This is a genomic window from Nocardia carnea, assembly GCF_029868855.1.
Taxonomy (GTDB): Bacteria; Actinomycetota; Actinomycetes; order Mycobacteriales; family Mycobacteriaceae; genus Nocardia; species Nocardia carnea_A.
The window spans coordinates 1-21,290 of record NZ_JARWOV010000027.1 but is presented as its reverse complement, the minus strand read 5'-3'; the positions used below and the strand labels follow the sequence as shown (position 1 = coordinate 21,290).

Sequence of the window (21,290 nt, the reverse complement as noted above, 5' to 3'; positions counted from 1 at the left end):
GCGCTCAGCCCTTGTGCTTCTTGACCTCTTCGGTCAGCTGCGGGGCGACGTTGAACAGGTCGCCGACGATGCCGTAGTCGGCGATCTCGAAGATCGGCGCCTCTTCGTCCTTGTTGACCGCGATGATGGTCTTCGAGGTCTGCATACCGGCCCGGTGCTGGATCGCGCCGGAAATACCCAGGGCGACGTACAACTGCGGGGAGACCGTCTTACCGGTCTGGCCGACCTGGAACTGGCCCGGGTAGTAACCCGAGTCGACCGCGGCACGCGAGGCGCCGACGGCCGCGCCGAAGGAATCGGCCAGGGCTTCGACCACCGAGAAGTTGTCGGCGGAACCGACACCGCGGCCACCGGAGACGACGATATTCGCCTCGGTGAGTTCCGGCCGGTCACCGGCGACGACGGGCTCACGGCTGGTGACCTTGACGACGCCCTCTTCCTGCGCGGGGACCTCGACGGTGACCTTCTCGCCGGCACCGGCCGAGGCGTTCGCCTCGATCGAACCCGGGCGAACGGAGATCACGGGGACATCGCCGGTGGCCTTGGCGTCGACGGTGAAGGCGCCACCGAAGATGCTGTGCACGGCCGAGCCGTCGGCTTTGACGTCGATGACATCGACCAGCAGGCCGGAGCCGATGCGGGCGGCCAGGCGGCCGGAGACCTCTTTGCCCTCGGCGCTCGCGGCGACCAGGACGGCCGCCGGGGAAGCGGATTCGACCAGGCCGGCCAGCACGTCGACCTTCGGCGTGATGAGGTAGTTCTCGACATCGTCGGATTCGGCGACGTAGATCTTGGCGGCGCCGGCCGCGGCCAGCGCGTCGGACAGTTTGTCGGCGGTGCCGGGGGCGCCCAGCACCACGGCCGAGGGCTCACCGAGGGTGGCGGCGGCGCTCAGCAGCTCGGTGGTCACCTTCTTGACCGCACCGTCGGCGTGCTCGACGAGCACAAGTACTTCTGCCATTTGTCTCTTCTCCTAGAAGTTGCTGCGGGTGCGGGGGACTCAGATGATCTTCTGGCCGACCAGGTACTGGGCGATCTTGGTGCCGCCGTCGCCCTCGTCGGTGATCTTCTCGCCCGCGGTGCGCGGCGGCTTCGGGGTGGACGCGGTCACCGTGGTGCCCGCGTTGGCCACACCCACGGTCGACGGGTCGATACCCAGGTCTTCCAGGGTGAAGGTCTGCACTTCCTTCTTCTTGGCGGCCATGATGCCCTTGAAGGAGGGGAAGCGCGGTTCGTTGATCTTCTCGGTGACACTGACGATGGCCGGCAGCGTCGCCTCCAGCTTGAACACGCCTTCGTCGGTCTCCCGCTCGCCGGTGATCTTCTCGCCGTCGACGGTGAGCTTGCGCAGATGGGTGAGCTGCGGGATGCCCAGGTACTCGGCGATGATGGCCGGGACCGCGCCGGAGCGGCCGTCGGTGGCCTCGTTACCGGCGATCACCAGTTCGACGCCCTCGACCTGGCCCAGCGCACCGGCCAGGACCCACGCGGTCTGGACGGTATCGGAGCCGTGGATGGCCGGGTCGTTGATGTGGATGGCCTTGTCGGCGCCCATGGACAGCGCCTTGCGGATGGCCTCGGTGGCCCGGTCCGGACCGGCGGCCAGCACGGTGACCTCGCCACCCTGGGCCTCCTTGATCAGGAGGGCTTCTTCGACAGCGCGCTCGTTGATCTCGTCGAGCACCGCGTCGGCGGCTTCACGGTCGAGGGTGAAGTCACCGTCGGTCAGCTTGCGCTCGGACCAGGTATCGGGCACCTGCTTGATGAGTACGACGATATTCGGCATCGGTCTTCGTCGACCTCCTGTTCTGGTTACCTGTATTGGCGGTCGCACGATCTCCAGTGGCCGTACGTCCATGTGAGTAGCTCAGGCCGAGACATTACCCTACGTTAAGTTACTCGTGGGTAACTTACAAGCGGGGCCGCCGGGAGGGCCTCCCTGGAGACCCGTGTACCGGGCAGTACCAGTAACCTCGTCGCAATGAGCGAGGCTGTGATTCCCGCCGCACCGGCCACCCCTGAGGTACTGGAGCCGCTGCCGTTGACCGGCGAGCGGACGGTGCCGGGTATCGCGGAGGAGAACTACTGGTTCCGGCGGCACGAGATCGTCTACGAACGGCTGCTGTCGCGGTGCGCGGACAAGATGGTCCTCGAGGCGGGATCGGGCGAAGGCTACGGCGCGAATATGATCGCCGAGGTCGCGACCGCGGTGATCGGACTCGACTACGACCGCGGCGCGGCGGCACACGTCCGCGCGCGGTACCCGCGGGTGCGGATGATCCGCGGCAATCTGGCCGCCCTCCCGCTGCCGGACAACACGGTCGACACCGTGGTGAATTTCCAAGTGATCGAACACCTTTGGGATCAGGTGCAGTTCCTGCGCGAATGCCTGCGCGTCCTGCGCCCCGGGGGTGAACTGCTCATCAGCACCCCCAACCGGATCACCTTCTCCCCCGGTCGCGACACCCCGCTCAACCCGTTCCACACGCGCGAACTGAACGCCGCCGAATTGACCGAACTGCTCGAGGAAGCCGGCTTCCGGGTGGAGCTCATGACGGGTGTGCATCACGGCCCGAGTTTGCGCGCACTGGACGCAAAACACGGCGGTTCGTTCATCGACGCGCAGATCGAACGGGCGCTGGCCGGGGAACCCTGGCCGGCCGAACTCACCGCCGATGTCGCGGGCATCACCGTCGAGGATTTCGCGCTGACCCCCGCCGATATCGACGCCAGCCTGGACCTGGTCGCGCGAGCGGTGAAACCGTGAGCGGCAACAACACCGGCGGCGCGGTACCGGGACAGTTCACCCTCGTCCTGCACTCGCATCTGCCCTGGCTGGCGCATCACGGCCGGTGGCCGGTCGGCGAGGAATGGCTCTATCAATCGTGGGCGGCGTCGTATCTACCGGTCGTCGAGGTACTGCGCACACTTGCCGCCGAGGGACGCTCACATCTGCTGACGCTGGGGATAACCCCTGTGCTCGCAGCACAACTCGACGATCCGCATTCGCTCGCGGGGATGCATCACTGGCTCGGCAACTGGCAGTTGCGGGCCGACGAGGCCGCCATGGCCGGCAATCGCGCGCTCGGCCGGCACGAGCATCGGCTCGCGGCAGCGGCCCTGGCCGAGTTCGAACAGAACTGGCGGCACGGGGCGGCGCCGGTCTGGCGACAGTTGCTCGACGCCGAGGCCATCGAACTGCTCGGCGGCCCGCTGGCGCACCCGTTCCAGCCGCTGCTCGACGAACGGCTGCGCGATTTCCAGCTGCGTGAAGGGCTCACCGACGCGCGCCTGCGCTGGGGTCGTACGCCCGCGGGGATCTGGGCACCGGAATGCGGCTTCACGCCCGGAATGGAAGACGGCTACGCCGCCGCCGGTGTGACACATTTCATGGTCGACGGCCCCGCTCTACGCGGGGATACCTCGCTCGGGCGGCCGGTGCGCGACTCCCCCGTGGTGGCGTTCGGGCGCGATCTCACGGTCAGCTACCGGGTGTGGTCGCCGAAATCGGGTTATCCCGGCAACGGCGCCTACCGGGACTTCCATCACTACGACCACGCCACCGGTCTCAAACCCGCGCGGGTCACCGGCAAAACCGTCGCCGGGCCGGACAAGGCGCCCTACGATCCCGAACTGGCCGCGGCACAGGTCGAGCGGGACGTCGCGGATTTCGTCGCGACCGTACGCGAGCGGCTCATCACCGAATCCGAGCGGATCGGGCGGCCCGCCCTGGTGGTCGCGGCCTTCGATACCGAGCTGTACGGACACTGGTGGCACGAGGGCCCGCAGTGGCTGGCCCAGGTGCTGCGCGCGCTTCCGGAAGCCGGAATCACCGTCGGCACCCTCGCCGACGCGCGTGAACGCGGGTTCGTCGGCGACCCCGTCCCGCTCGCCGATTCGTCGTGGGGCTCGGGGAAGGACTGGCGGGTCTGGGCCGGAGACCAGGTTCGCGACCTGGTGGACCTCAACGCGGAAATCGTCCGGCTCGCCCTCGACACCACGGCGAAGATGCGGGCCGCCGCGCCCATCGGCCGCGATCCGGTGGCCGATCAGCTCCTGCGCGAAGCCATCCTCACGGTGTCCAGCGACTGGGCGTTCATGGTGAGCAAGGATTCCGCCGCCGGATACGCTCGCGACCGGGCCCACCAGCATGCGCACGCCGTCCGGGAAATCGCGGGCGCCGTCGGTGCGGGTCAGTTCGCGCGGGCTCGGGAATTGGCGGCCGGATGGGCCGTGGCCGACGGACTGTTCCCGGCCCTGGACGCGCGTAGGCTACGCGTCAATCCAGCAGAAGGACCGCGATGAAGATCTTGATGGTGTCGTGGGAATACCCACCCGTGGTCGTCGGGGGTCTGGGCAGGCATGTCCACCACCTCGCGACCTCGCTGGCGGCGGCCGGGCACGAGGTGGTGGTGCTCGCGCGGCGCCCCACCGGAACCAGCCCCGCCACCCATCCCACACATTCGTTCGTCGCCGAGGGCGTGCTGGTGGTGGCGGTCGCGGAAGATCCGCCGATCTTCGATTTCGGCGAGGATATGCTCGCCTGGACGCTGGCCATGGGGCATGCGATGGTGCGCGCCGGGGTCGCCTTGGACAAACCCGGTATCGGCGAGGGCTGGACCCCCGATGTGGTGCACGCACACGATTGGCTGGTGGCGCATCCGGCGATCGCGCTGGCCGAGTACTACGACGTCCCGCTCGTCTCGACCATCCACGCCACCGAGGCCGGCCGGCACAGCGGCTGGGTCGCGGGGCGGGTGAACCGGCAGGTGCATTCGGTCGAATGGTGGCTGGCCAACGAATCGGACGCGCTCATCACCTGCTCGGCGTCCATGCAGGACGAGGTGGAGCGGCTCTACCGGCCCGACCGGGTGCCCGTACATGTGATCCGCAACGGTATCGACGTGGGGGCCTGGTCGTTTCGTCCCCGGCCGCCGCGGAGCGGGCCGCCGCGCCTGCTGTACGTGGGGCGGCTCGAATACGAGAAAGGCATCCAGGACGCGATCGCCGCGCTGCCCCGCATCCGCCGCGCCCACCCCGGTACCACGCTGACCATCGCCGGGGTCGGGACCCAGTTCGAATGGTTGCGGGAGCGCACCCGCGTGCACCGGGTAGCGCGCGCGGTGCATTTCACCGGGCAGCTGGACCATGCCGAACTCCTGGGCTGGCTGCACGGGGCCGACGCCATCGTGCTGCCCAGCCGCTACGAGCCGTTCGGGATCGTCGCGCTGGAAGCGGCCGCCGCCGGAACACCGCTGGTCACCTCCACCGCGGGCGGCCTCGGCGAAGCCGTGATCGACGGCGTGACCGGGGCGTCGTTCGAACCCGCGGACGTCAACGGTCTGGTGGACGCGGTGACCGCGGTCCTCGACGATCCGGCCGCCGCGCAGCAACGCGCGCGGGCCGCTCGCGACCGGCTCACCGAGGATTTCGCCTGGGACGTGGTGGCCGCGGAAACCGCCGGGGTGTATTCCGGCGCGAAACGCCGCGTCCGCACTCCTCTCGGCCGGCCCGAGATCGACCGCCGCCCGCTTCCCGAACGGGACCCCGGCCAGCCGCTGTGAACCGCGGCCGGTAGCGAACCGGAGTTCGCGCGGCACCGGCCACTGCGGCATATCGGCCGAAAGCGGGGCCTGGATCGACCGCCGCCGGGGGACAGTCCGGTCAGGCTTTTTCGCGGAAGGTGAAGAGCTCGCCGATCCGGGTCGCGACCACGACCTCTCCCTCGGCGCCCACGGCGGTTCCGGTGGTGGTGCCCGACGCCCCCGGCAGGACATCGGAGTCGATGGTGGCGCCGGTGGCGGTGTCGAAGGTGATCAGGTTCAGGCCGGCGCCGATGGCGGCGGTGACGTAACCGGTACCGCCGGCCGTCTGCACGGGAGCGCCGCGCAGGGCCAGATCCTTACGCTCCCAGACCCTTTCGTAGCCGGCGCCGGTATCGCGCAAAGCCATCAGGTAGCCGTCGTCGCCGGCCGGGATGATCAGGCCGTCGTCGGAGACCGAGATACCGCGGCGCGGCTCCCAGTCCAGATGCGCTTCCCATTTCGGCTTACCGTCGGCGGTGTCGACGGCCAGCAGGCGCCGGCTGTTGTCACCGATGTAGAGCGTGGAACCGTCGGCGGAGAGCGCGGGATCGGTGGCACTGCCCCCGGCCAGGATCGCCCTGCTCCATTCCTGCACGACCTTGCCGTCGGCATAGCGCAACGCCACCAGGGCGGCATCGGGTTCGCCCGGTTTGCGCACGGTGGCATAGATCCGCCCGGAGTCGACCTCCATGGCGGCGATGGTGGCCACCGCGCAGTTCGGGCCGCCCGTCGCGCAGTCTTCGAGACCGTCCCCGGCCGGTGGCCAGTCGAGGTTGGGGCTCTGCAGGAAATCGGGACTCGGCAGCAGTTGCTGGGTGGGCACCATCCGTTTACCGGTCTGCCGCTCCAGCACATCCACCTGACCCGATTGCGTGATCACCAGCAGATGACCGTCGCCGGTGAACTGCATACCGGTCGGCACCCCGGCCACGGGGGTACGCCACCGCGGCTGGCCGAGCTGGTTCGCCGATTCGACCGCGCTGTCCAGCCCCACATACACGTTGCTCGCGCCGTCGAGCAGGGTGGGCGAGTAGATGGAATGCGGGCCCAGCGGATTGCAGAAACGTTTACGGCCCGTGCGCATCTGGTAGGAGAAGATCTCACAGTTCGCGTCGGTACGACTGGTCAGGAAGATCTGTCCTTCCGAACCCACCGTCACCGGCTGGGCGATGGGCCCGCCGACCGGCCGCGACCACCGCAGGCTCAACGCCCGGGAGCCGGTCACCTGGGTATTGCCGCTGTTACGGGCCTCGTGGCCCGCCGCGGGCCAGCCGAGCCCCCGCCCGACCGTGATGTCGTCCACATCGGTACCGCACGCGGTGAGCACACCCACCGCCGCGACAATCACCGCGAGCCAGGACCCGGTCCGTACGCCGCCGCCGATACGCACCTGCTGGTCTCCTCCGTCGTCCTGTCGCCCCGGCCATGTGTGAGATTAACGGAAGGGTATAGGCCGGGCCCGCAGAGCACGAAAGTAGGCTGTTCGGCGGTAGGGGGACCACGGGAGATTCAGGAGAGACGTCGTGACGAGCATGTGGGGCGCACCGTTGCGCACGCGATGGCAGGGTTCCCGGCGCCGGGACCCCAGGCAGGCACGTTTCCTCACCCGCGATTCGCTGCGCTGGGTCGTGGCCAACCGTGCCTATACGCCCTGGTACCTGGTGCGGTACTACCGCCTGCTCAAATTCCGGCTGGCCAACCCGCACGTGATCCTGCGCGGCATGGTCTTCCTCGGCAAACGGGTGGAAATCCACGCCACTCCCGGACTGGGCCGGCTCGAAATCGGACGCTGGGTCCATATCGGCGACGGTAACGCCATCCGCTGCCACGAGGGCTCACTGCGGATCGGCGACAAAGTGGTGTTCGGCAAGGACAACGTGGTCAACACCTACCTCGATATCGAGATCGGCGAATCGACGCTGGTCGCGGACTGGTGCTACATCACCGATTTCGATCACCGGATGGACGACATCACCATGCCGATCAAGGATCAGGGCATCGTGAAGAGCCCGGTGCGAATCGGACCCGACACCTGGATCGCCGCGAAGGTCACCGTGCTGCGCGAAACCCGGGTCGGACGGGGCTGTGTGCTGGGCGCGCACGCGGTGGTGAAGGGCGAGATCCCGGATTACAGCATCGCGGTCGGTGCACCCGCCCGGGTGGTGAAGAACCGCAAATCGACCTGGGAGGCCCAGGCCGCCGAACGGGCGGCACGCGAGGCCGCACTCGCCGATATCGAACGCAAGAAGAACGGCGTCGCCCAGGACGCATAACCGGTGCGACCCCAGCGTAGGTCGCCGGCAGGCGGCTATTTCGGCGATTCCATCTTCTTCACTACGCGCTGCACGGTGAGCCAGGTCCGGGTCGTGATGTTCTTCCCGTAGTTCCGTTCCAGCCACATCATGAAATTCGGGGAATTCGGCACGGAGTTGTCGATGATCGAGAGAAAGGCCCGCGCCTGATCGTCGTAGCCGACGACCTTCGTACGCGGATCGGTATCGGCGGGCATCTCGACGCGGGAGTGTGCGCTGTCCTTGAAGAAGGTCACGGTCAGATAGGTTTCGCGGCCGTGGGTGTAACCGGCGAAGGGGTCGCGGTCCAGCAGGGCACGTAGCTCGGAATGGTCGCGGATCACCGTGCCGCCCGGGATCCCGAGTTCGGCGTTGAGGGCTTCCTGGATCCGGTCCTCCAGCTCGGCGCCGGGCGTCTCTTCGGTGGCGAACACGATATTGCCGCTGGACAGCACCGACGCCACCGATTCGAAGCCGAGCCCGGTGAATACACCACGCAACTTCTCGTTGCTCATATTCGGATTGCTGGGCATGATGCCGCGTAGCAACGCCGCGTACCTGGTCATGGGCAGACCGTACCCTCGTGCCCCGACATCCTTCCGGTCCTGCACCGGTGTCCTGCCCACGAAACCACGGGCACGGCAAGTCGGGGCTGGGCGGCGGCCGGGATCGGCACTACCTTCGCTGCTGATCGGGATCCTCCGGTCAGGAAGGATGTAATCATGCGTCGTACTCTCCGGGCCGCCCTGCTGGCGTCGGCACTGCTCACGATCCCGGCCGCCGGCGCGGCCACCGCCTCGGCCGTACCCCTGGTACCGCAGTCACAGCCCGCCGCCGAGCGGCAGGCGTCCGAAGACATCGGGCTGGTCTGCACCATGCAGTATCCCCCGTCTCCGCTCTGCTGGTTGTCGTCGTTGTCGGCCTCGATATCGGGACCGTCCACCGCGGGCTGACCGCACATCGCCGGAACACCCGGGGCCGCGTCGACGTCCCCGAGGTTCCGGAGCTCACCGGTCGCCCGGCCTCGCACGTCACGGCTGCCCCCAGAACGCAATTCGGGCTTCCCGTTTCATATTGCGATCTCATGGCTACTCCAACAGCCTGGGCAGATTTGCCTACGATGGCTGCACTGATCGATATCGTCCAGCAGTTCACCCGGTCCGAGCACCGGTTCACACTGTGGCGCCGGATACCGATAGGCCGGATATCGATTGCCGAACGCGGGAGGGGCGATGCCAGGAGAAGGCCCGGTGCTGCATGGGCTGGAACCGATCACCGGGCAGCTGATCGAACAGTTGGTCCAGCGGCCGGAGGGCCGGAGCCGATTGCTGCCGGTGGTCGTGGCGGTCGGGCCGCCCGGGAGCGGGAAAACCGTTCTGCTGCAGGCACTCGCCCAACGGTGCGCGAAACTGCCACTCGCCCAGGTCGATCTGGGCCGCGGCGACCGCCCTCCGCGCGAGGTCTTCGGCGAGCTCGCCTTCGAACTCGGCCGGAAACGAGCACAATTCGGCAGCATCACCTTCCCGCAACTGTGGCTGTGCCTCGTCGCGGTCGGCAGCACGCTGCATATGCAGGCCGACAACCGCCGGGCCGCGCTGCAGAACCTGCGCCAGGTCGTCTCCAGCGCCCAGCCCATGGAGGCTCGCAGTCAAAGCGTCGCCGATATCCTCGAGGCCGCCGGGCAGGTGCCCGAAGGTTTGTCGCCGTGGGTGGGTATGGCCGTGGAAAGCCTGCTGCAGAGCCTGAACCGGATCAGTATCAGGCGCCGCATCAAGCGGGGGCCGCGGCTCACCGGTGATCAGGTCGAACGTGCGGATATGCTGATCGACCTCGCCAAATGGGCACACGGCGACGACGAATCCCGGGCCGAGGCCGACGCCATCTTCGGGATGGCATTCCTGCACGATCTGCGGCACGCCTACAGCGGGATGCGTGGAACGGGACGCACACTCAATTCCGTACTGCTGCTGGACAATGCGCACACCCCCTCCGGCCGGCAATTCCTGCAGACCCTGCGCGAAGCGCGGCGGCGCAACGGTGCCGAACCGGATCCGCTGGTGGTCGTCGCCACCAGCGCGCAATGGCTGCCCGCCTGGAGCGAATGCTGGCACCGTCCCGGAATGCACCGCTTCAGCGATGCCACCGAGCGCCGCGAACCCGAACACCGGACCGGCGGTATCGAATGGCCGGAACCGCGCACTCCACCCGATATCTTCACCGACTGGGCGTCCGCCGATAACCCCGCCGCCTCCTGGTTTCCCTGGTACCTGGTGGATGTGAGCCGGTTGAGCGCGCAGACCACCGGCGATCTCGCCGCCGAGCAGCGGATGCGCTCGGTGCCGCGGGTCGCGGATTTCGTCCGTGCCCTCACCGGCGGGAACGCCGCCGCAACCACCGATGTTCTCGCCGCGCTGGGACAGACCGGGGAAGACGATCCGCTCGCCGGCGCGCGGACCGTCCTCACCAGCGCCGTGGGCACCCACCACGATCCCTTGCAAGAGCCGGTCGACACGCCCGGCACCGTGCTGGAACGGGCCCGCGAACGGCTGCTGGGCGATTTCGCGACGGCCGAGAACTTGCGTGATCTGGTAACCGCGGCCGCGGGGCGCACCGTGGATGTGCTCTATCAACGAGAGATCCTGGACTCCGCCCTGCCGGACGGGGAGGCGCTGCTCCAGGAACTGCGCAACCGGCTGTGGATCCGGACCACCGGTGGCCCGGAGCCGGAGATGGTGCTCGATACCTGGCTGCGCCGGATCCTGCTGTGCGAACTGGCCGGTCGCGAACCGGACGACCCCCGGAACTGGGAGGCCACACATACGATCTGCCGGGATGTCTACCGGCGCAAATTCGACGAAGGCGAGGCGGCGGCCGAAATAGCGGCCGTCTACCACGATCTCGCGCTCGGCGAACTCGGCTCCGCCATCGAATACCTGGAGCGGCCGTTCCTGCCCGGGCAGACCGAGTTCGGTCATACCGCGGCCACCGCGTGGCTCTCCGATCTGGATCTGATCACCTCGGCCCCCCGCCGCCCGGACGCCGAGGCAACTCCGTTCACTCAGGTCGAAGCGATCGTCCGGGACAACGGTTTGGAACCCGAGCACGAGATGGCGTGGCTGATCGCCGCGCTGTGGGTGTCCAACGATCCCCTCGGCGATCCGCAGCGGACCCTCGATCGCACCATCGAGAACGAATTCCGGCAGCTCGCCCGGGGTCTCGGCCGCGGCGCTCTGCTGCTGTACGAACGAGCGGAGAGGTATCGATGACCACCTTGATCCAGCCGCCGCCGCCCGGCTACCGGAAATGGTGGTGGATACCCGCCGCGCTCCTGTTGGTGGCCTTGATCGTGGTCGCGGTGATCTGGCTGCCCGAACACTTCCGGACGGACAACAGCTGCGGAGACGGTGTCGTCCGGGCCGAGGAGAGCGGCGAATGCGTCGGGGTCACCGACGGCAGTGTCCGGTTCTCCGACGAACTCGGCGATATCGAGCAGCGCATCCTGGCCCAGAACACCGCGGTTGCGAACTCCGGGGAACCGTACGTGAGCATCGTCTTGCTCACGCCGATGACCTCCGGCAACAACGATGAAGGCAACGTCACGACGGCGGGCATCCAGCACCGGCTGGCCGGCGCGCATCTGGCCCAGCTCGCCGCCAACGAGACCAGCATCTGGAAACGCACCCCGAAGATCCGGCTGCTGCTGGCGAATCCGGGCGTCGATTTCGCCGCCTGGCCGACTGTGGTCGAACAGATCGAAGCCCGCCGTGCGGCCGAACGGATCGTCGCGGTCACCGGGATCTCGTTCAGTTTCCAGAACGCGCTGGACGCCATCGCAGAGTTGACCCGCCTGGGGATGCCGGTGATCGGCTCGACACTCACCGTCGACGATCTGCCGCCCTGGCGGGGCTTCCTGAAGGTTTCACCGCCCGCCTCCGAGCACGCGCGCGCCGCCGCCGAATTCCTCGCCGGTAGCAACGACCGAATCCTGATGGTTCGCGACGACAGCCCGGCCGATCAGTACGGCCGTACCCTCGCCGAAGCCTTCCGGTCGAGGTTCCCCGACGATCCGCAGCGTCTGGTGCCGCGGCCGGAGACGTTCGATTCCGAAGCCGGCGATGTATCCATCGCGTTCCACCTCATGATGCCGAATATCTGCCGGCTGGCACCGGGCACCATCTACTTCGCCGGCCGGGGCGCCGACGCCCTCGAATTCCTCACCGCGCTCGCCACGCGCCCGTGCAACGACACCCCGATCCAGGTGGTCACCGCTGACGATATGCCGTACTACCAGCTCGCGGAGGTGCCTGCCGGGAAGGCATTGGAAACGGGGGTCAGGGTGCTGTACACGGGCCTTGTGCATCCACAGGCCTGGGCCGACCAGCCGGATCGATTCAATCGGTTCTCGGTCGAGCAGTTCTCACCCGATTGTCCGGGCCCCATCTGCTACAAGGATTTCTCCGACGGCAATCTGGATGATTTCGCCGCCATCATGGAACACGACGCCGTGGTGACGGCTGTCCAGGCGATCCGGAACGCGGCCGCGTACGTGGGGGAGATCGTGGATTCCGGGCCGGTCCTCCAAGCGATGAAGGGGCTGCACTCGGACCGGAAGTTCCTCGCCGCCGGCGGAACCCTCTCCTTCGACGAGCACGGGCTGCCGATGGACAAACCCATTCCGATCCTGGAGGCGAAGCTCGGCGCTCCGCCGGAGTACATCGGATTGCCGTAGAACCGGTGCGACCGCCTGCTCGCTCTGCCGGTTCAGCGACCTGGCCGGCCGGGGCAGGACGCTCGTATCCATCGGCACCGCCCGGACGATCCGGTCAGTGAGCCACGCCGGGGCCGACGGGGCCGTGCCGGTGGCACGGACGGCCGGGCCGTGACACCTGTATCCGTGCGCACCGCCTCGGCCATGGATCGCGCGATCCGATCGGTGAGCCGCGCCCGGGCCGACGGCAGTCTCGGCGACGTTCGGGGCGATCGCCGAGTTGCGGCGGCTGCCGGCGCTCGGTGCTGTGCCCCGTGGTTCGGATTCCGGGCCGGGGCTAACGTGTATCCAGCGGCGCCCGGTCTGCCGCTCGGCGAGCGATCCGGTCGGTCAACCGAGCACGGGCTCCCGGCCATTCCTCGGCGAGGATCGAATAGATCACCGTGTTACGCCTGCTGCCGTCCCGCCGCAGAGCGTGCTGACGCAGCACGCCCTCCTGCACCGCGCCGAGGGCAGTGACGGCTTCGCGGGAGCGCGTATTGCGATCGTCGACGGTGAATTCGGCCCGCTGGGCTGCGAGGGTGCCGAAAACGTGATCCAGCAGGAGGAGTTTCGATTCGGGATTGATCACGGTGCCGCGCACCCGCCGCGAATACCAGGTGAAACCGATGGTCACCCGGCCGTGCCGCTCGTCCATGTTGTAGAGCGAGGTGGTGCCGACGATCCGGTTGTCGCGCAGATCCACCGGGACGAGCACCTGGCGTCCGGAGGCCAGGGCATGTGCCACGGTTTCGGCAGAGGGCGGCTGTGATTCGATACCGGCAGGGAAGTAGCGCAGAGTATCGGGATCGTCGTGGGCGGCGGCCAGATCCCCGGCATCGCCCGGTTCGAGAGGGCGCAGCAGCACATGGTCGCCGCGTAGGCTCGGTGGGCGCTGCCAGTACTCGCTTCGCATGACACTCCTCCGGTCGGTTACCGCTTGTCTACACCGGCGAGAGCGGTCGGCGCCAGTGTGTTTCGGCTGGTAGGCGGGTACGCCGAGAGCCGATCCAGTTCACCCGCCGGGAACAGCCGCACCGGCAGACGACCGAAGCCATCGCCCGGACGACCGGATGCGGCCCGGACAACAGCACACACCGGGTCGGCCGGGCAGGGCTCGCGTTGCGAGTGACCTCCCTTCGCGGTCGCGGCGCGACTCACCGGGAAGCACGGCACAGAAAGGCAGTGGGCGTGCGGCCGATCCGAGTGATCACCAGCGTGTAGGGCTCGGAACCGGTGGGTTTCAACCGGCGCCGCAGCGCATCCGGGTCGGTGTCCACACCGCGAACCATGATCTCGAGCGCACCGCAGTCGCGGCGCCGGAGTTCGGTTCGCAAGATTTTCTCCCGGAAATCGAACCGGTCGATGATCCGGAACCCACGCACCCCGGCGGGCAGCCGGTCGCCGGTGAGATAGGCGATCCGGGGGTCGAGCTGCCACAGGCCGTGGCGGGCCGCATAGTGCCGGACGAGCCCGGCGCGGACCACCGCACCGTCCGGGTCGATGATCCACTCCCCCGGCGCCCGTTCCGGGATCTCACCGGGATCGGCGTCGGTGAGGGTGGTGACCGTGCCCGCGCCGGTGAGCACCGTCGCGCGGCGGGTGACGCCCGGCTCGCTCAACCCCGGCGACCACAGGCAGGCTTCGCGGACCGCCCCGTCCAGCGATACCACCTCGACCTCACCCACCCAGCCGAGCCGATCGAAATCCAAACCGGGCGCACATTTCACGGCAATGTCCCGACCGGGGTAGGCGGCGAGCAGATCCGGTAGCGGTGGTTGCAGCGCGGCCGGGTCGAAGGTGCGCTTCCCGCCCGCCCGGCGGGCCGGGTCCGCGATGATCACCGTGCCTTCGGTACAAGGCACCAGCGCATCGGCCCGGACGAGGAGCGTGTTCGACAGAATCCGTTCCGCCGCGGTCCGAGGTGCCGCTTCCGGGTCCCTTCCACGTTCGGTCTCCAACGCGCTGAGAGAGGCCGGAGACGGTCCCCCCGTGCGATCGACCGGGATTCCGCCGGCGGTACCGATGGGTTCCGCCGGTACCGGCCGATCACAACCCGCAACGGCCGGCATCCATGCCGCATCCGGTGACGCCGACACCGACCTCTCCGACGACGACTCGTCCCGCCCGTACTGCTGCCCGACGCGGGGCCGCGCCGCCGGTCCCGGGACGGAGGGGACAGCAGCCGGCGATACCGGACGGGACAGGTTGTACCTAGCCATCGCGAGTCTGACCTGGTCGAGATCGCTGCCGACGACACGGGGACAGACCCGTGCCAACTCGACCAGTTCCGCGCCGATCGAGCAGGTCACATCGTGCACATCGCGACCCGCCAGCCGCCCGGCGCGATGCCGGGCCACCAGGGTCGGGGTGGCCTGTTGGAGCGCGTCGTCGGTGAACAACCAGTCCTGCGCCCCGGACAGCTTGGCCGCCGCCCGGCGGCGCAGGCGTACGGTTTCGATCAGCGCGGGTGCCCGGTCCCCGTACGCGCGCCGCGCCGCCGCCACATCGTGTAACTGCGAGGCCGCCGTGAGCGGCAGCTCCGCGACCTCGGCCAGCGCGGCCGCGCCCGGGGGCGAAGCCAGATAGGCGATATCGGCCGCGCTGAAGCCGTATCCCATCTACTTGCCGGCGGCCGGCTTCACTCCGGTGATCATCGCGTTGTAGAAGAACTGGCGCGGAACCACCCGGCGCATCACGTTCTCGTCGACCCAGCTGAGCCCGAGCCACGCCCGGTACATCGCCATCCGGTAACCCCAGGTGAGCTTTTCGTCCGGCACCGCGGCCTCGAAGGTGCGCACCGGCCAGCCCCACAGGGCGGCGGCGAATTCCTCGGTGTGCGCGGCCACGTCCACAGCGCCCGCGGAACGGGCCATATCCTCGAGCTGGGTGGGGTCGAAGGTGTGCAGATCGACCACGGCCTCCAGGGCCGCGGCGCGCGACGATTCGTCCAGTTCTTCCTGGGGCCGGCGCCAATCCCGCAGGAACGGGAGCTTGGTGAGCGCGGTGGTGGCCTTCCAGGTGATGTTGCCCAGGTTACGGGCGTAGAAGTTGCCGATGGTGGTGGGTTCACCGGCGAAGACGAACCGGCCACCCGGCTTCAGCACGCGCAGGCATTCCCGCAGCGACTGCTCCACATCCGGGATGTGGTGCAGCACGGCGTGACCGACCACCAGATCGAAGGTGCCGTCGTCGTACGGGATGGTTTCCGCGTCCGCGACCCGGCCGTCCACATCCAGGCCCAGATGCTCGGCGTTACGGAGCGCGACCTTCACCATGCCGGGCGACAGGTCGGTCACCGAACCGGTCTTCGCGATACCCGACTGCATCAGGTTCAGCAGGAAGAAACCGGTTCCGCAACCCAGTTCCAGGGCCCGTTCGTACGGCAGATCCACCTCGCCGACCGCGGCGTCGAACCGGCCGCGGGCGTATTCGATACAGCGTTCGTCATAGGAGATCGACCATTTGTCGTCGTAGGTCTCCGCTTCCCAGTCGTGATAGAGCACCTGGGCGAGCTTGGTGTCCTCGAATGCTGCTTCGACCTCCGCGGCGGTGGCATGCGGATGTGGTGCGGGGTCGTCGGGGCGTACCGTCATGGTCGGAGAGCCTATCCTTTGCTTCCGGGCGGCTCGATACCCCCGGGTAGGTCCGGGTGGTCCAGACCTCGTTCAGGCGCCGGTGAACTCGGCGAATCCCGGCCCGTCCCGCAGGTAGGACCGTGTTCCCAGGCGCTGATCGGCGGTATCGAACAGCCGCGCCCATTCGGTGCGGGCCCGTTCGTGACCGTGCGGCCCCGCCTCGAACACCGCTTTGGCGGCCGCCAGCGCCCGGGCCGGCCCGGTGATGAACTGCCGGGCCCAGGCGATCGCCGAATCGAGCACGTCGTCGGGTGCGACCACCTGATCCACCAGGCCCAGTCGCGCGGCCTCGTCGGGTTCGACGAAACGTCCCGTGTAGACGAGATCCTTGGCGGCGCCCGGACCGATCAGCAGCGACAGCCGCCGGATGCCGGCGAGCGGGATCATCCCGGTGCCGATCTGCGGCAGGCCCAGTTTCACGTTGTCGCCGACGATCCGCCGGTCCGCGCCCAGCGCGAGTTCCAGTCCGGCGCCGAGCGCATATCCGCTGATCGCCGCGACCGTGGGCTGCGGAATCCGGGCCAGGCAGCCCAGCGCTGTCTGGAGATCCGCGGCCATGGCGGTGGCCTGTTCCGCCGGTAGATCGGCGAGTTCGGCCAGATCGTCACCCGCACAGAAAACGCGCTCGTCGCCGTAGATCACCAGCGCCGCGATCCCGGGGTCCGCACCACAGGCTTCGGCCGCCGCGGCGATCTCCCGGATCAGCTGGGTGCCGAGCAGGTTCAGCGGCGGCCGGGCGATCCGCAGCACCGCCACGCAGCGGCCGGAACCGCCCGCGTGGTCGGGTTCGAGCCGGGACAGGGATACGAATTCGGCCATGGGCCGATACGCTACCGGGCGCCCGAACCGGCGCCGCCGCGCCCGGAACCACCCAGCAGCGACGGATCGGTATCGCGCATCCCCTTCGACCCCTGCAGCCGGGACGCGTCCGGCAGTTCGGCGAAGTAGCGCATATTGTCCGGGAACTTCAGCAGTTTCTTCCCGTCCACCTCACCGAATTCCGGCTGGATCGGTTCGATGGGAACTTCGGCGGCCAGGATCGCCGCGGTATCGGCGTAGGCGCCGAGTGAGGTCAGCTGCGACCAGGTCGGCGGCAGCAGCACATGTTCCCCGGTTTTCCATGTGTCGAGCGCCGCGGCCGGGGTGGACCAGTGCACACCGTCGGATTCCGAGGTGGCCCCGTCTGCCAGCTGGCCCGCGGGCAGCATCGCGACGAAGAAGTGGGTGTCGTAGCGGCGGCGCTCCACGGTCGGCGTGATCCACCGGGCCCACGGCCGCAACAGATCGGCCCGCAGGACGAGCTTCTCCTCGGCCAGGAACTCGGCCAGCGTCAGGTCCCGGCTTTCGATCCGCTCCCGCTGCCGCCGGTAGCCGGTGGTATCCGCGACCACGGTGTCCGCGGTGGGGCCGGCCAGCAGCACGCCGCATTCCTCGAAGGTTTCCCGCACAGCCGCGCAGACGAGCGCCTTGGCCCGCGACTCGGACACCCCGAACCGCTGACCCCACCAGCTCGGCGCCGGCCCGGCCCACTCGATATCGACCTCCGCGTCGACCGGATCCACCCGGCCACCGGGAAAGGCGGTCATCCCGGCCGCGAACTCCATCGCCCCGGCACGCCGCTGCAGGAAAACCTCCGGACCGTCCGCACCGTCACGCACCAGCATCACCGTCGACGCGTCCTTGGCCTCGGGCACCTCGGCCGGTTCCGGCACAGTCGTCTCACTCACACCTGCACACTAATCGTGGGATGAACAGACCGTCCATCGCACCCCGGCAGCCGATCCGCGGACAATCGCCGATGCTCGCATCGAGCGGATGGTCACCTCGAATCGCACCGCGGAGACGCTCGGACCGACAGCTGTGCACCCTTGCGCGACAACCGTGGAACGGTCAGCGCGAGCGGTGGCGGCCGAGGCGGCGAGCGCGGCGGGCGAAATAGCGGTCGTCGATCCGGTCCAGGGCAATGGACTGGCGGAAGGCCTCGCTGAGATTCTCCGCGGTCAGCACCTCGTCCAGCAGACCCTGGGTGACGATTTCGCCCTCACTGAGCAGCATGCAGTGGGTGAAACCGGGCGGGATCTCCTCCACGTGGTGGGTGACCAGCACCAGGGCGGGCGCGTCCGGGTCGGCGGCGAGATCGCCGAGACTTTCCACCAGTTCCTCGCGACCACCCAGATCCACACCGGCGGCCGGTTCGTCGAGCAGCAGCAGTTCCGGATCGGTCATCAGGGCGCGCGCGATCAGGACCCGTTTGCGTTCACCCTCCGAGAGTGTGCCGTAGGTGCGGTCCAGAAGATGTTCCGCGCCCAGGCTTTCCAGCATATCGATCGCGCGGTCGGTATCGACATCGTCGTACTTCTCGCGCCACCTGCCGAGTACCGCGTAGCCCGCGGAGACGACCAGATCGGCAACCCGTTCCTCGGCGGGGATCCGGGCCGCCAGCGCCGCCGAGGACAGCCCGATCCGCGGCCGCAGCTCGCTGATATCCGTCCGGCCCAGGCGTTCCCCCAGCACGTAGGCGGTCCCGTAGGAGGGATGGGTTTCGGCGGCCGCGATCTGCAGCAGCGACGTTTTACCGGCCCCGTTGGGCCCCAATATCACCCAGCGCTCGTCGAGCTCGACCTGCCAGGTGACGGGCCCGACGAGCGTATGCCCGTTGCGGCGGATGGAGACGTTCGTGAAGTCGATGAGTAGATCTGGATCGGGGTGCGCCACGGCCTCCATCTTGTCTCGAGAGATACTCGGTCGCGGCACCGGGCACGTTACCGGTGGCCCAGTCGCGCCGGACGGGTGGCGATCACCGTGGTCGAGCCGGGGGCCACCTCGGTGAAGCCCGCATCACGAACCGCGGTCGCCGCGCTGCGCGCCACCGCACTGCGCAGCATCTCCCATTCGTCGGGCTCGGCTTCGCGGACCGCACAGGCGAATCCGCGCCGCGCCCAGTCCCGTGCCTGCTCGACGGGCAGCGCGCCGGCGAACAGCATGCTCGCATGCCCGACCTGCGCCGCGGCCTTACCGACCGTCATCCCCAGCGCGGCGTTCACCCAGAACACCGGCACATCGAGCGGAACGGGCCCCGGATCGTCGGATTCCAGGTCGGTGCCACCGATCTGCAGCCGCCGGATCCGCGGATCCACCGACCCCACCGGCCCCGGCACCAATGCCCGGACCAGCGCCCCACCGCTTTCGACGGTCACCCCGGGTACCTCGTTCGCGGCCGCCCACTGGGCGCCGCGCGCCCGCCGGGCGACCTTCCGGATCCGTGACCGCTTCCACGCCAGATACGGCTGCTCCCATTCGCCCGCGGAACCGACCCGCGGATCCAGGCACAGTGCCACCGCCGCACCGGCCGCCGCGGCGAGCAGATCACTACGCGCCGGCGGATCGGTCTTGGGCAGATGCAACACCATCTGCATGGCCTGGACCTGTGCGGGATCATCGGGATCTCCCGAACCCCCGTAACCCGCGGCGAGTTCCGCGTGGCGCTCGGAAAACCCTGGGTCGCCGAAGAAATCGACATCCGGGTCCGGCGGCAGGTCCCCCACCTCGTCCGTTTCGTGACCGCCTGTCACCACATCCGCGCCGCTATCCGGCAGCATCACACAAGCCTCCAAGCACCCGACCAAACACCGGACGACAGCCTACCCACGCGCCCGCGCCCCGCCCGCCGTGGTCCCGCATCCGCCGCCCGCTCAGCAGCCTGCGGGATGCTCGACCCGCCCCGGCCTAACCGAGCGGCACGCGCCGCAGCAGCCCGTCTTGCGCGTCCGCGGCCTCCACCTCGTCGCGGGTGACCCCGAGGATGAACAGCACCGCGTCGAGGTAGGGATGCGACAGGGCGGTATCGGCGACCTCGCGCAGCGCGGGTTTGGCGTTGAATGCCACACCCAGACCCGCCGCGTTCAACATATCGATATCGTTGGCCCCGTCACCGACGGCGACCGTCTGCTCCATCGGGACCCCGGATTCGGCCGCGAAGGCCCGCAACGCTGTCGCCTTGTAGGCGCGGTCCACGATCTGCCCGACCACCCGGCCGGTGAGTTTGCCCTCCACCACTTCCAGCACATTGGCCTGCACGAAATCGAGGTCGAGTTCGCGGGCGAGCGGGTCGATCACCTGCCGGAAACCACCGGAGACCACCCCGCACCGGAACCCGAGCCGTTTCAGTGTCCGGATGGTCGTACGCGCGCCGGGGGTCAGCTCGATGGTCGCCGCGACCTCCGCGATCACCGATTCGTCCAGGCCGGCCAGGGTCGCGACCCGCTGCCGCAGCGATTCCGCGAAATCGATCTCGCCGCGCATCGCCGCGTCGGTGACGGCGCGCACCTGCTCCTCCACGCCCGCGTAGGCGGCCAGCATTTCGATGACTTCACCCTGGATGAGGGTGGAATCCACGTCGAACACGATCAGCCGTTTGGCCCGCCGGGCCAGCCCGGCCCGCTCCACGGCGATATCGACCCGCTCGGTGACGGCGACCTCGGCCAGCACCGTCCGCAGCCGCGAATCGGTATCACCCGCCCGATCCGGTGCGGTGACCATGAGCTCCATACCGGTGACCGGATAGTCGGCGATACCGCGAATCAGATCGATGTTCACACTCAGCGACGCCAGCTCGCGGGAGACCGCGCTGAACGCCCGCGCGGTCACCGGCGCGCCCAATACGACCACGGCATGCGTGGAAACGGGCGCCCGGGCGGCATCGGCATCGACATCCACGTCGACCTGCATGCCGACGGTGTTCATCGCCTCTTCCAACTCGTCCTGTAAAGCCTCGGGATCGGAGGGGCAGCTGACCAGCACGCCCAGCGTGAGCCGGCCGCGGATCACCACCTGCTCGATATCGAGCAGGCTCACCCGATGCCGCGACAGCGCGGTCAACAGCACCGAAGTGACCCCCGGCCGGTCGGGCCCGGTGACGGTGACGAGGACGGTCGTCTCGGCCAAGAACCTGCTCACTCTCTGTATCGTGGCGGGGGGGGGCGGCGGGGGGGGGGGGGGGGGGGGGGGGGGGGGGGGGGGGGGGGGGGGG

At 68.7% G+C, this 21,290-nt stretch carries 19 protein-coding genes; 7 read left to right on the top strand and 12 right to left on the bottom strand.

What is annotated here, in order from left to right; all coding sequences use genetic code 11:
• Positions 1-4: 4 nt before the first annotated feature.
• Positions 5-961 carry an electron transfer flavoprotein subunit alpha/FixB family protein gene (locus QH195_RS02105; RefSeq protein WP_280426836.1) on the bottom strand — a complete coding sequence of 319 codons (957 nt, stop codon included), beginning with the start codon at positions 959-961 and terminating at the stop codon, positions 5-7.
• Between the two features lie 39 nt (positions 962-1,000).
• Positions 1,001-1,786 carry an electron transfer flavoprotein subunit beta/FixA family protein gene (locus QH195_RS02100; protein WP_280434134.1) on the bottom strand — a complete coding sequence of 262 codons (786 nt, stop codon included), beginning with the start codon at positions 1,784-1,786 and terminating at the stop codon, positions 1,001-1,003.
• Positions 1,787-1,981: 195 nt separating this feature from the next.
• Here QH195_RS02100 and QH195_RS02095 point away from each other — a divergent pair, with 195 nt between their 5' ends.
• The 3 genes from QH195_RS02095 to QH195_RS02085 are packed head-to-tail and all read left to right on the top strand — an operon-like array spanning position 1,982 to position 5,564.
• Positions 1,982-2,767, top strand: coding sequence for a class I SAM-dependent methyltransferase (locus QH195_RS02095; protein ID WP_280434133.1), 786 nt, complete (start codon positions 1,982-1,984; stop codon positions 2,765-2,767).
• Positions 2,764-4,305: a glycoside hydrolase family 57 protein gene (locus QH195_RS02090; protein ID WP_280434132.1), complete on the top strand. Its 1,542-nt coding sequence runs from the start codon at positions 2,764-2,766 to the stop codon at positions 4,303-4,305. Before QH195_RS02095 ends, QH195_RS02090 begins: the two co-directional genes overlap by 4 nt.
• Positions 4,302-5,564, top strand: coding sequence for a glycosyltransferase family 4 protein (locus tag QH195_RS02085; RefSeq protein ID WP_280434131.1), 1,263 nt, complete (start codon positions 4,302-4,304; stop codon positions 5,562-5,564). Before QH195_RS02090 ends, QH195_RS02085 begins: the two co-directional genes overlap by 4 nt.
• Before the next feature lie 100 nt (positions 5,565-5,664).
• Here the strand turns inward: QH195_RS02085 and QH195_RS02080 are convergent, their stop codons facing one another.
• Positions 5,665-6,975 carry a PQQ-binding-like beta-propeller repeat protein gene (locus tag QH195_RS02080; protein ID WP_280434130.1) on the bottom strand — a complete coding sequence of 437 codons (1,311 nt, stop codon included), beginning with the start codon at positions 6,973-6,975 and terminating at the stop codon, positions 5,665-5,667.
• Between the two features lie 133 nt (positions 6,976-7,108).
• Here QH195_RS02080 and QH195_RS02075 point away from each other — a divergent pair, with 133 nt between their 5' ends.
• The gene (locus tag QH195_RS02075) at positions 7,109-7,858 is read left to right on the top strand and encodes an acyltransferase (RefSeq protein WP_280426830.1); all 750 of its coding nucleotides are present in this window, start codon (positions 7,109-7,111) and stop codon (positions 7,856-7,858) included.
• A gap of 35 nt (positions 7,859-7,893) precedes the next feature.
• Here QH195_RS02075 and QH195_RS02070 read toward each other — a convergent pair whose 3' ends face one another.
• Positions 7,894-8,442, bottom strand: a complete 549-nt coding sequence (locus QH195_RS02070) for a DUF1697 domain-containing protein (RefSeq protein ID WP_280426829.1) — start codon at positions 8,440-8,442, stop codon at positions 7,894-7,896.
• A gap of 156 nt (positions 8,443-8,598) precedes the next feature.
• On the opposite strand from QH195_RS02070, the gene QH195_RS02065 reads away from it, so the two are divergent.
• From QH195_RS02065 to QH195_RS02055, 3 genes are all read left to right on the top strand, one after another.
• The gene (locus tag QH195_RS02065; protein WP_280426828.1) at positions 8,599-8,829 is read left to right on the top strand and encodes a hypothetical protein; all 231 of its coding nucleotides are present in this window, start codon (positions 8,599-8,601) and stop codon (positions 8,827-8,829) included.
• 279 nt (positions 8,830-9,108) lie between these two features.
• A complete protein-coding gene (locus QH195_RS02060; RefSeq protein ID WP_280434129.1) occupies positions 9,109-11,142 on the top strand; it encodes a hypothetical protein in 2,034 nt (677 codons plus the stop codon).
• Positions 11,139-12,605, top strand: a complete 1,467-nt coding sequence (locus tag QH195_RS02055; RefSeq protein ID WP_280426826.1) for an ABC transporter substrate-binding protein — start codon at positions 11,139-11,141, stop codon at positions 12,603-12,605. Before QH195_RS02060 ends, QH195_RS02055 begins: the two co-directional genes overlap by 4 nt.
• Before the next feature lie 316 nt (positions 12,606-12,921).
• On the opposite strand, the gene QH195_RS02050 is transcribed toward QH195_RS02055, so the two are convergent.
• The 8 genes from QH195_RS02050 to serB form a co-directional block, all read right to left on the bottom strand.
• Complete coding sequence (locus QH195_RS02050) at positions 12,922-13,539, bottom strand: GNAT family N-acetyltransferase (RefSeq protein WP_280434128.1); 618 nt, start codon at positions 13,537-13,539, stop codon at positions 12,922-12,924.
• Between the two features lie 241 nt (positions 13,540-13,780).
• The gene (locus QH195_RS02045; RefSeq protein ID WP_280434127.1) at positions 13,781-15,244 is read right to left on the bottom strand and encodes a THUMP-like domain-containing protein; all 1,464 of its coding nucleotides are present in this window, start codon (positions 15,242-15,244) and stop codon (positions 13,781-13,783) included.
• On the bottom strand, positions 15,245-16,219 hold the full coding sequence (locus QH195_RS02040) for a class I SAM-dependent methyltransferase (protein ID WP_280426823.1): 975 nt from the start codon (positions 16,217-16,219) through the stop codon (positions 15,245-15,247).
• 72 nt (positions 16,220-16,291) lie between these two features.
• A complete protein-coding gene (locus tag QH195_RS02035; protein ID WP_280434126.1) occupies positions 16,292-17,080 on the bottom strand; it encodes an enoyl-CoA hydratase-related protein in 789 nt (262 codons plus the stop codon).
• Positions 17,081-17,091: 11 nt separating this feature from the next.
• A complete protein-coding gene (locus QH195_RS02030; RefSeq protein ID WP_280426871.1) occupies positions 17,092-17,925 on the bottom strand; it encodes an NUDIX hydrolase in 834 nt (277 codons plus the stop codon).
• Between the two features lie 226 nt (positions 17,926-18,151).
• On the bottom strand, positions 18,152-18,985 hold the full coding sequence (locus QH195_RS02025; RefSeq protein WP_280426821.1) for an ABC transporter ATP-binding protein: 834 nt from the start codon (positions 18,983-18,985) through the stop codon (positions 18,152-18,154).
• 38 nt (positions 18,986-19,023) lie between these two features.
• Complete coding sequence (locus tag QH195_RS02020) at positions 19,024-19,860, bottom strand: aminoacyl-tRNA hydrolase (protein WP_280426820.1); 837 nt, start codon at positions 19,858-19,860, stop codon at positions 19,024-19,026.
• Between the two features lie 127 nt (positions 19,861-19,987).
• Complete coding sequence (gene serB / locus QH195_RS02015) at positions 19,988-21,205, bottom strand: phosphoserine phosphatase SerB (protein WP_280426870.1); 1,218 nt, start codon at positions 21,203-21,205, stop codon at positions 19,988-19,990.
• Between the last annotated feature and the right edge of the window lie 85 nt (positions 21,206-21,290).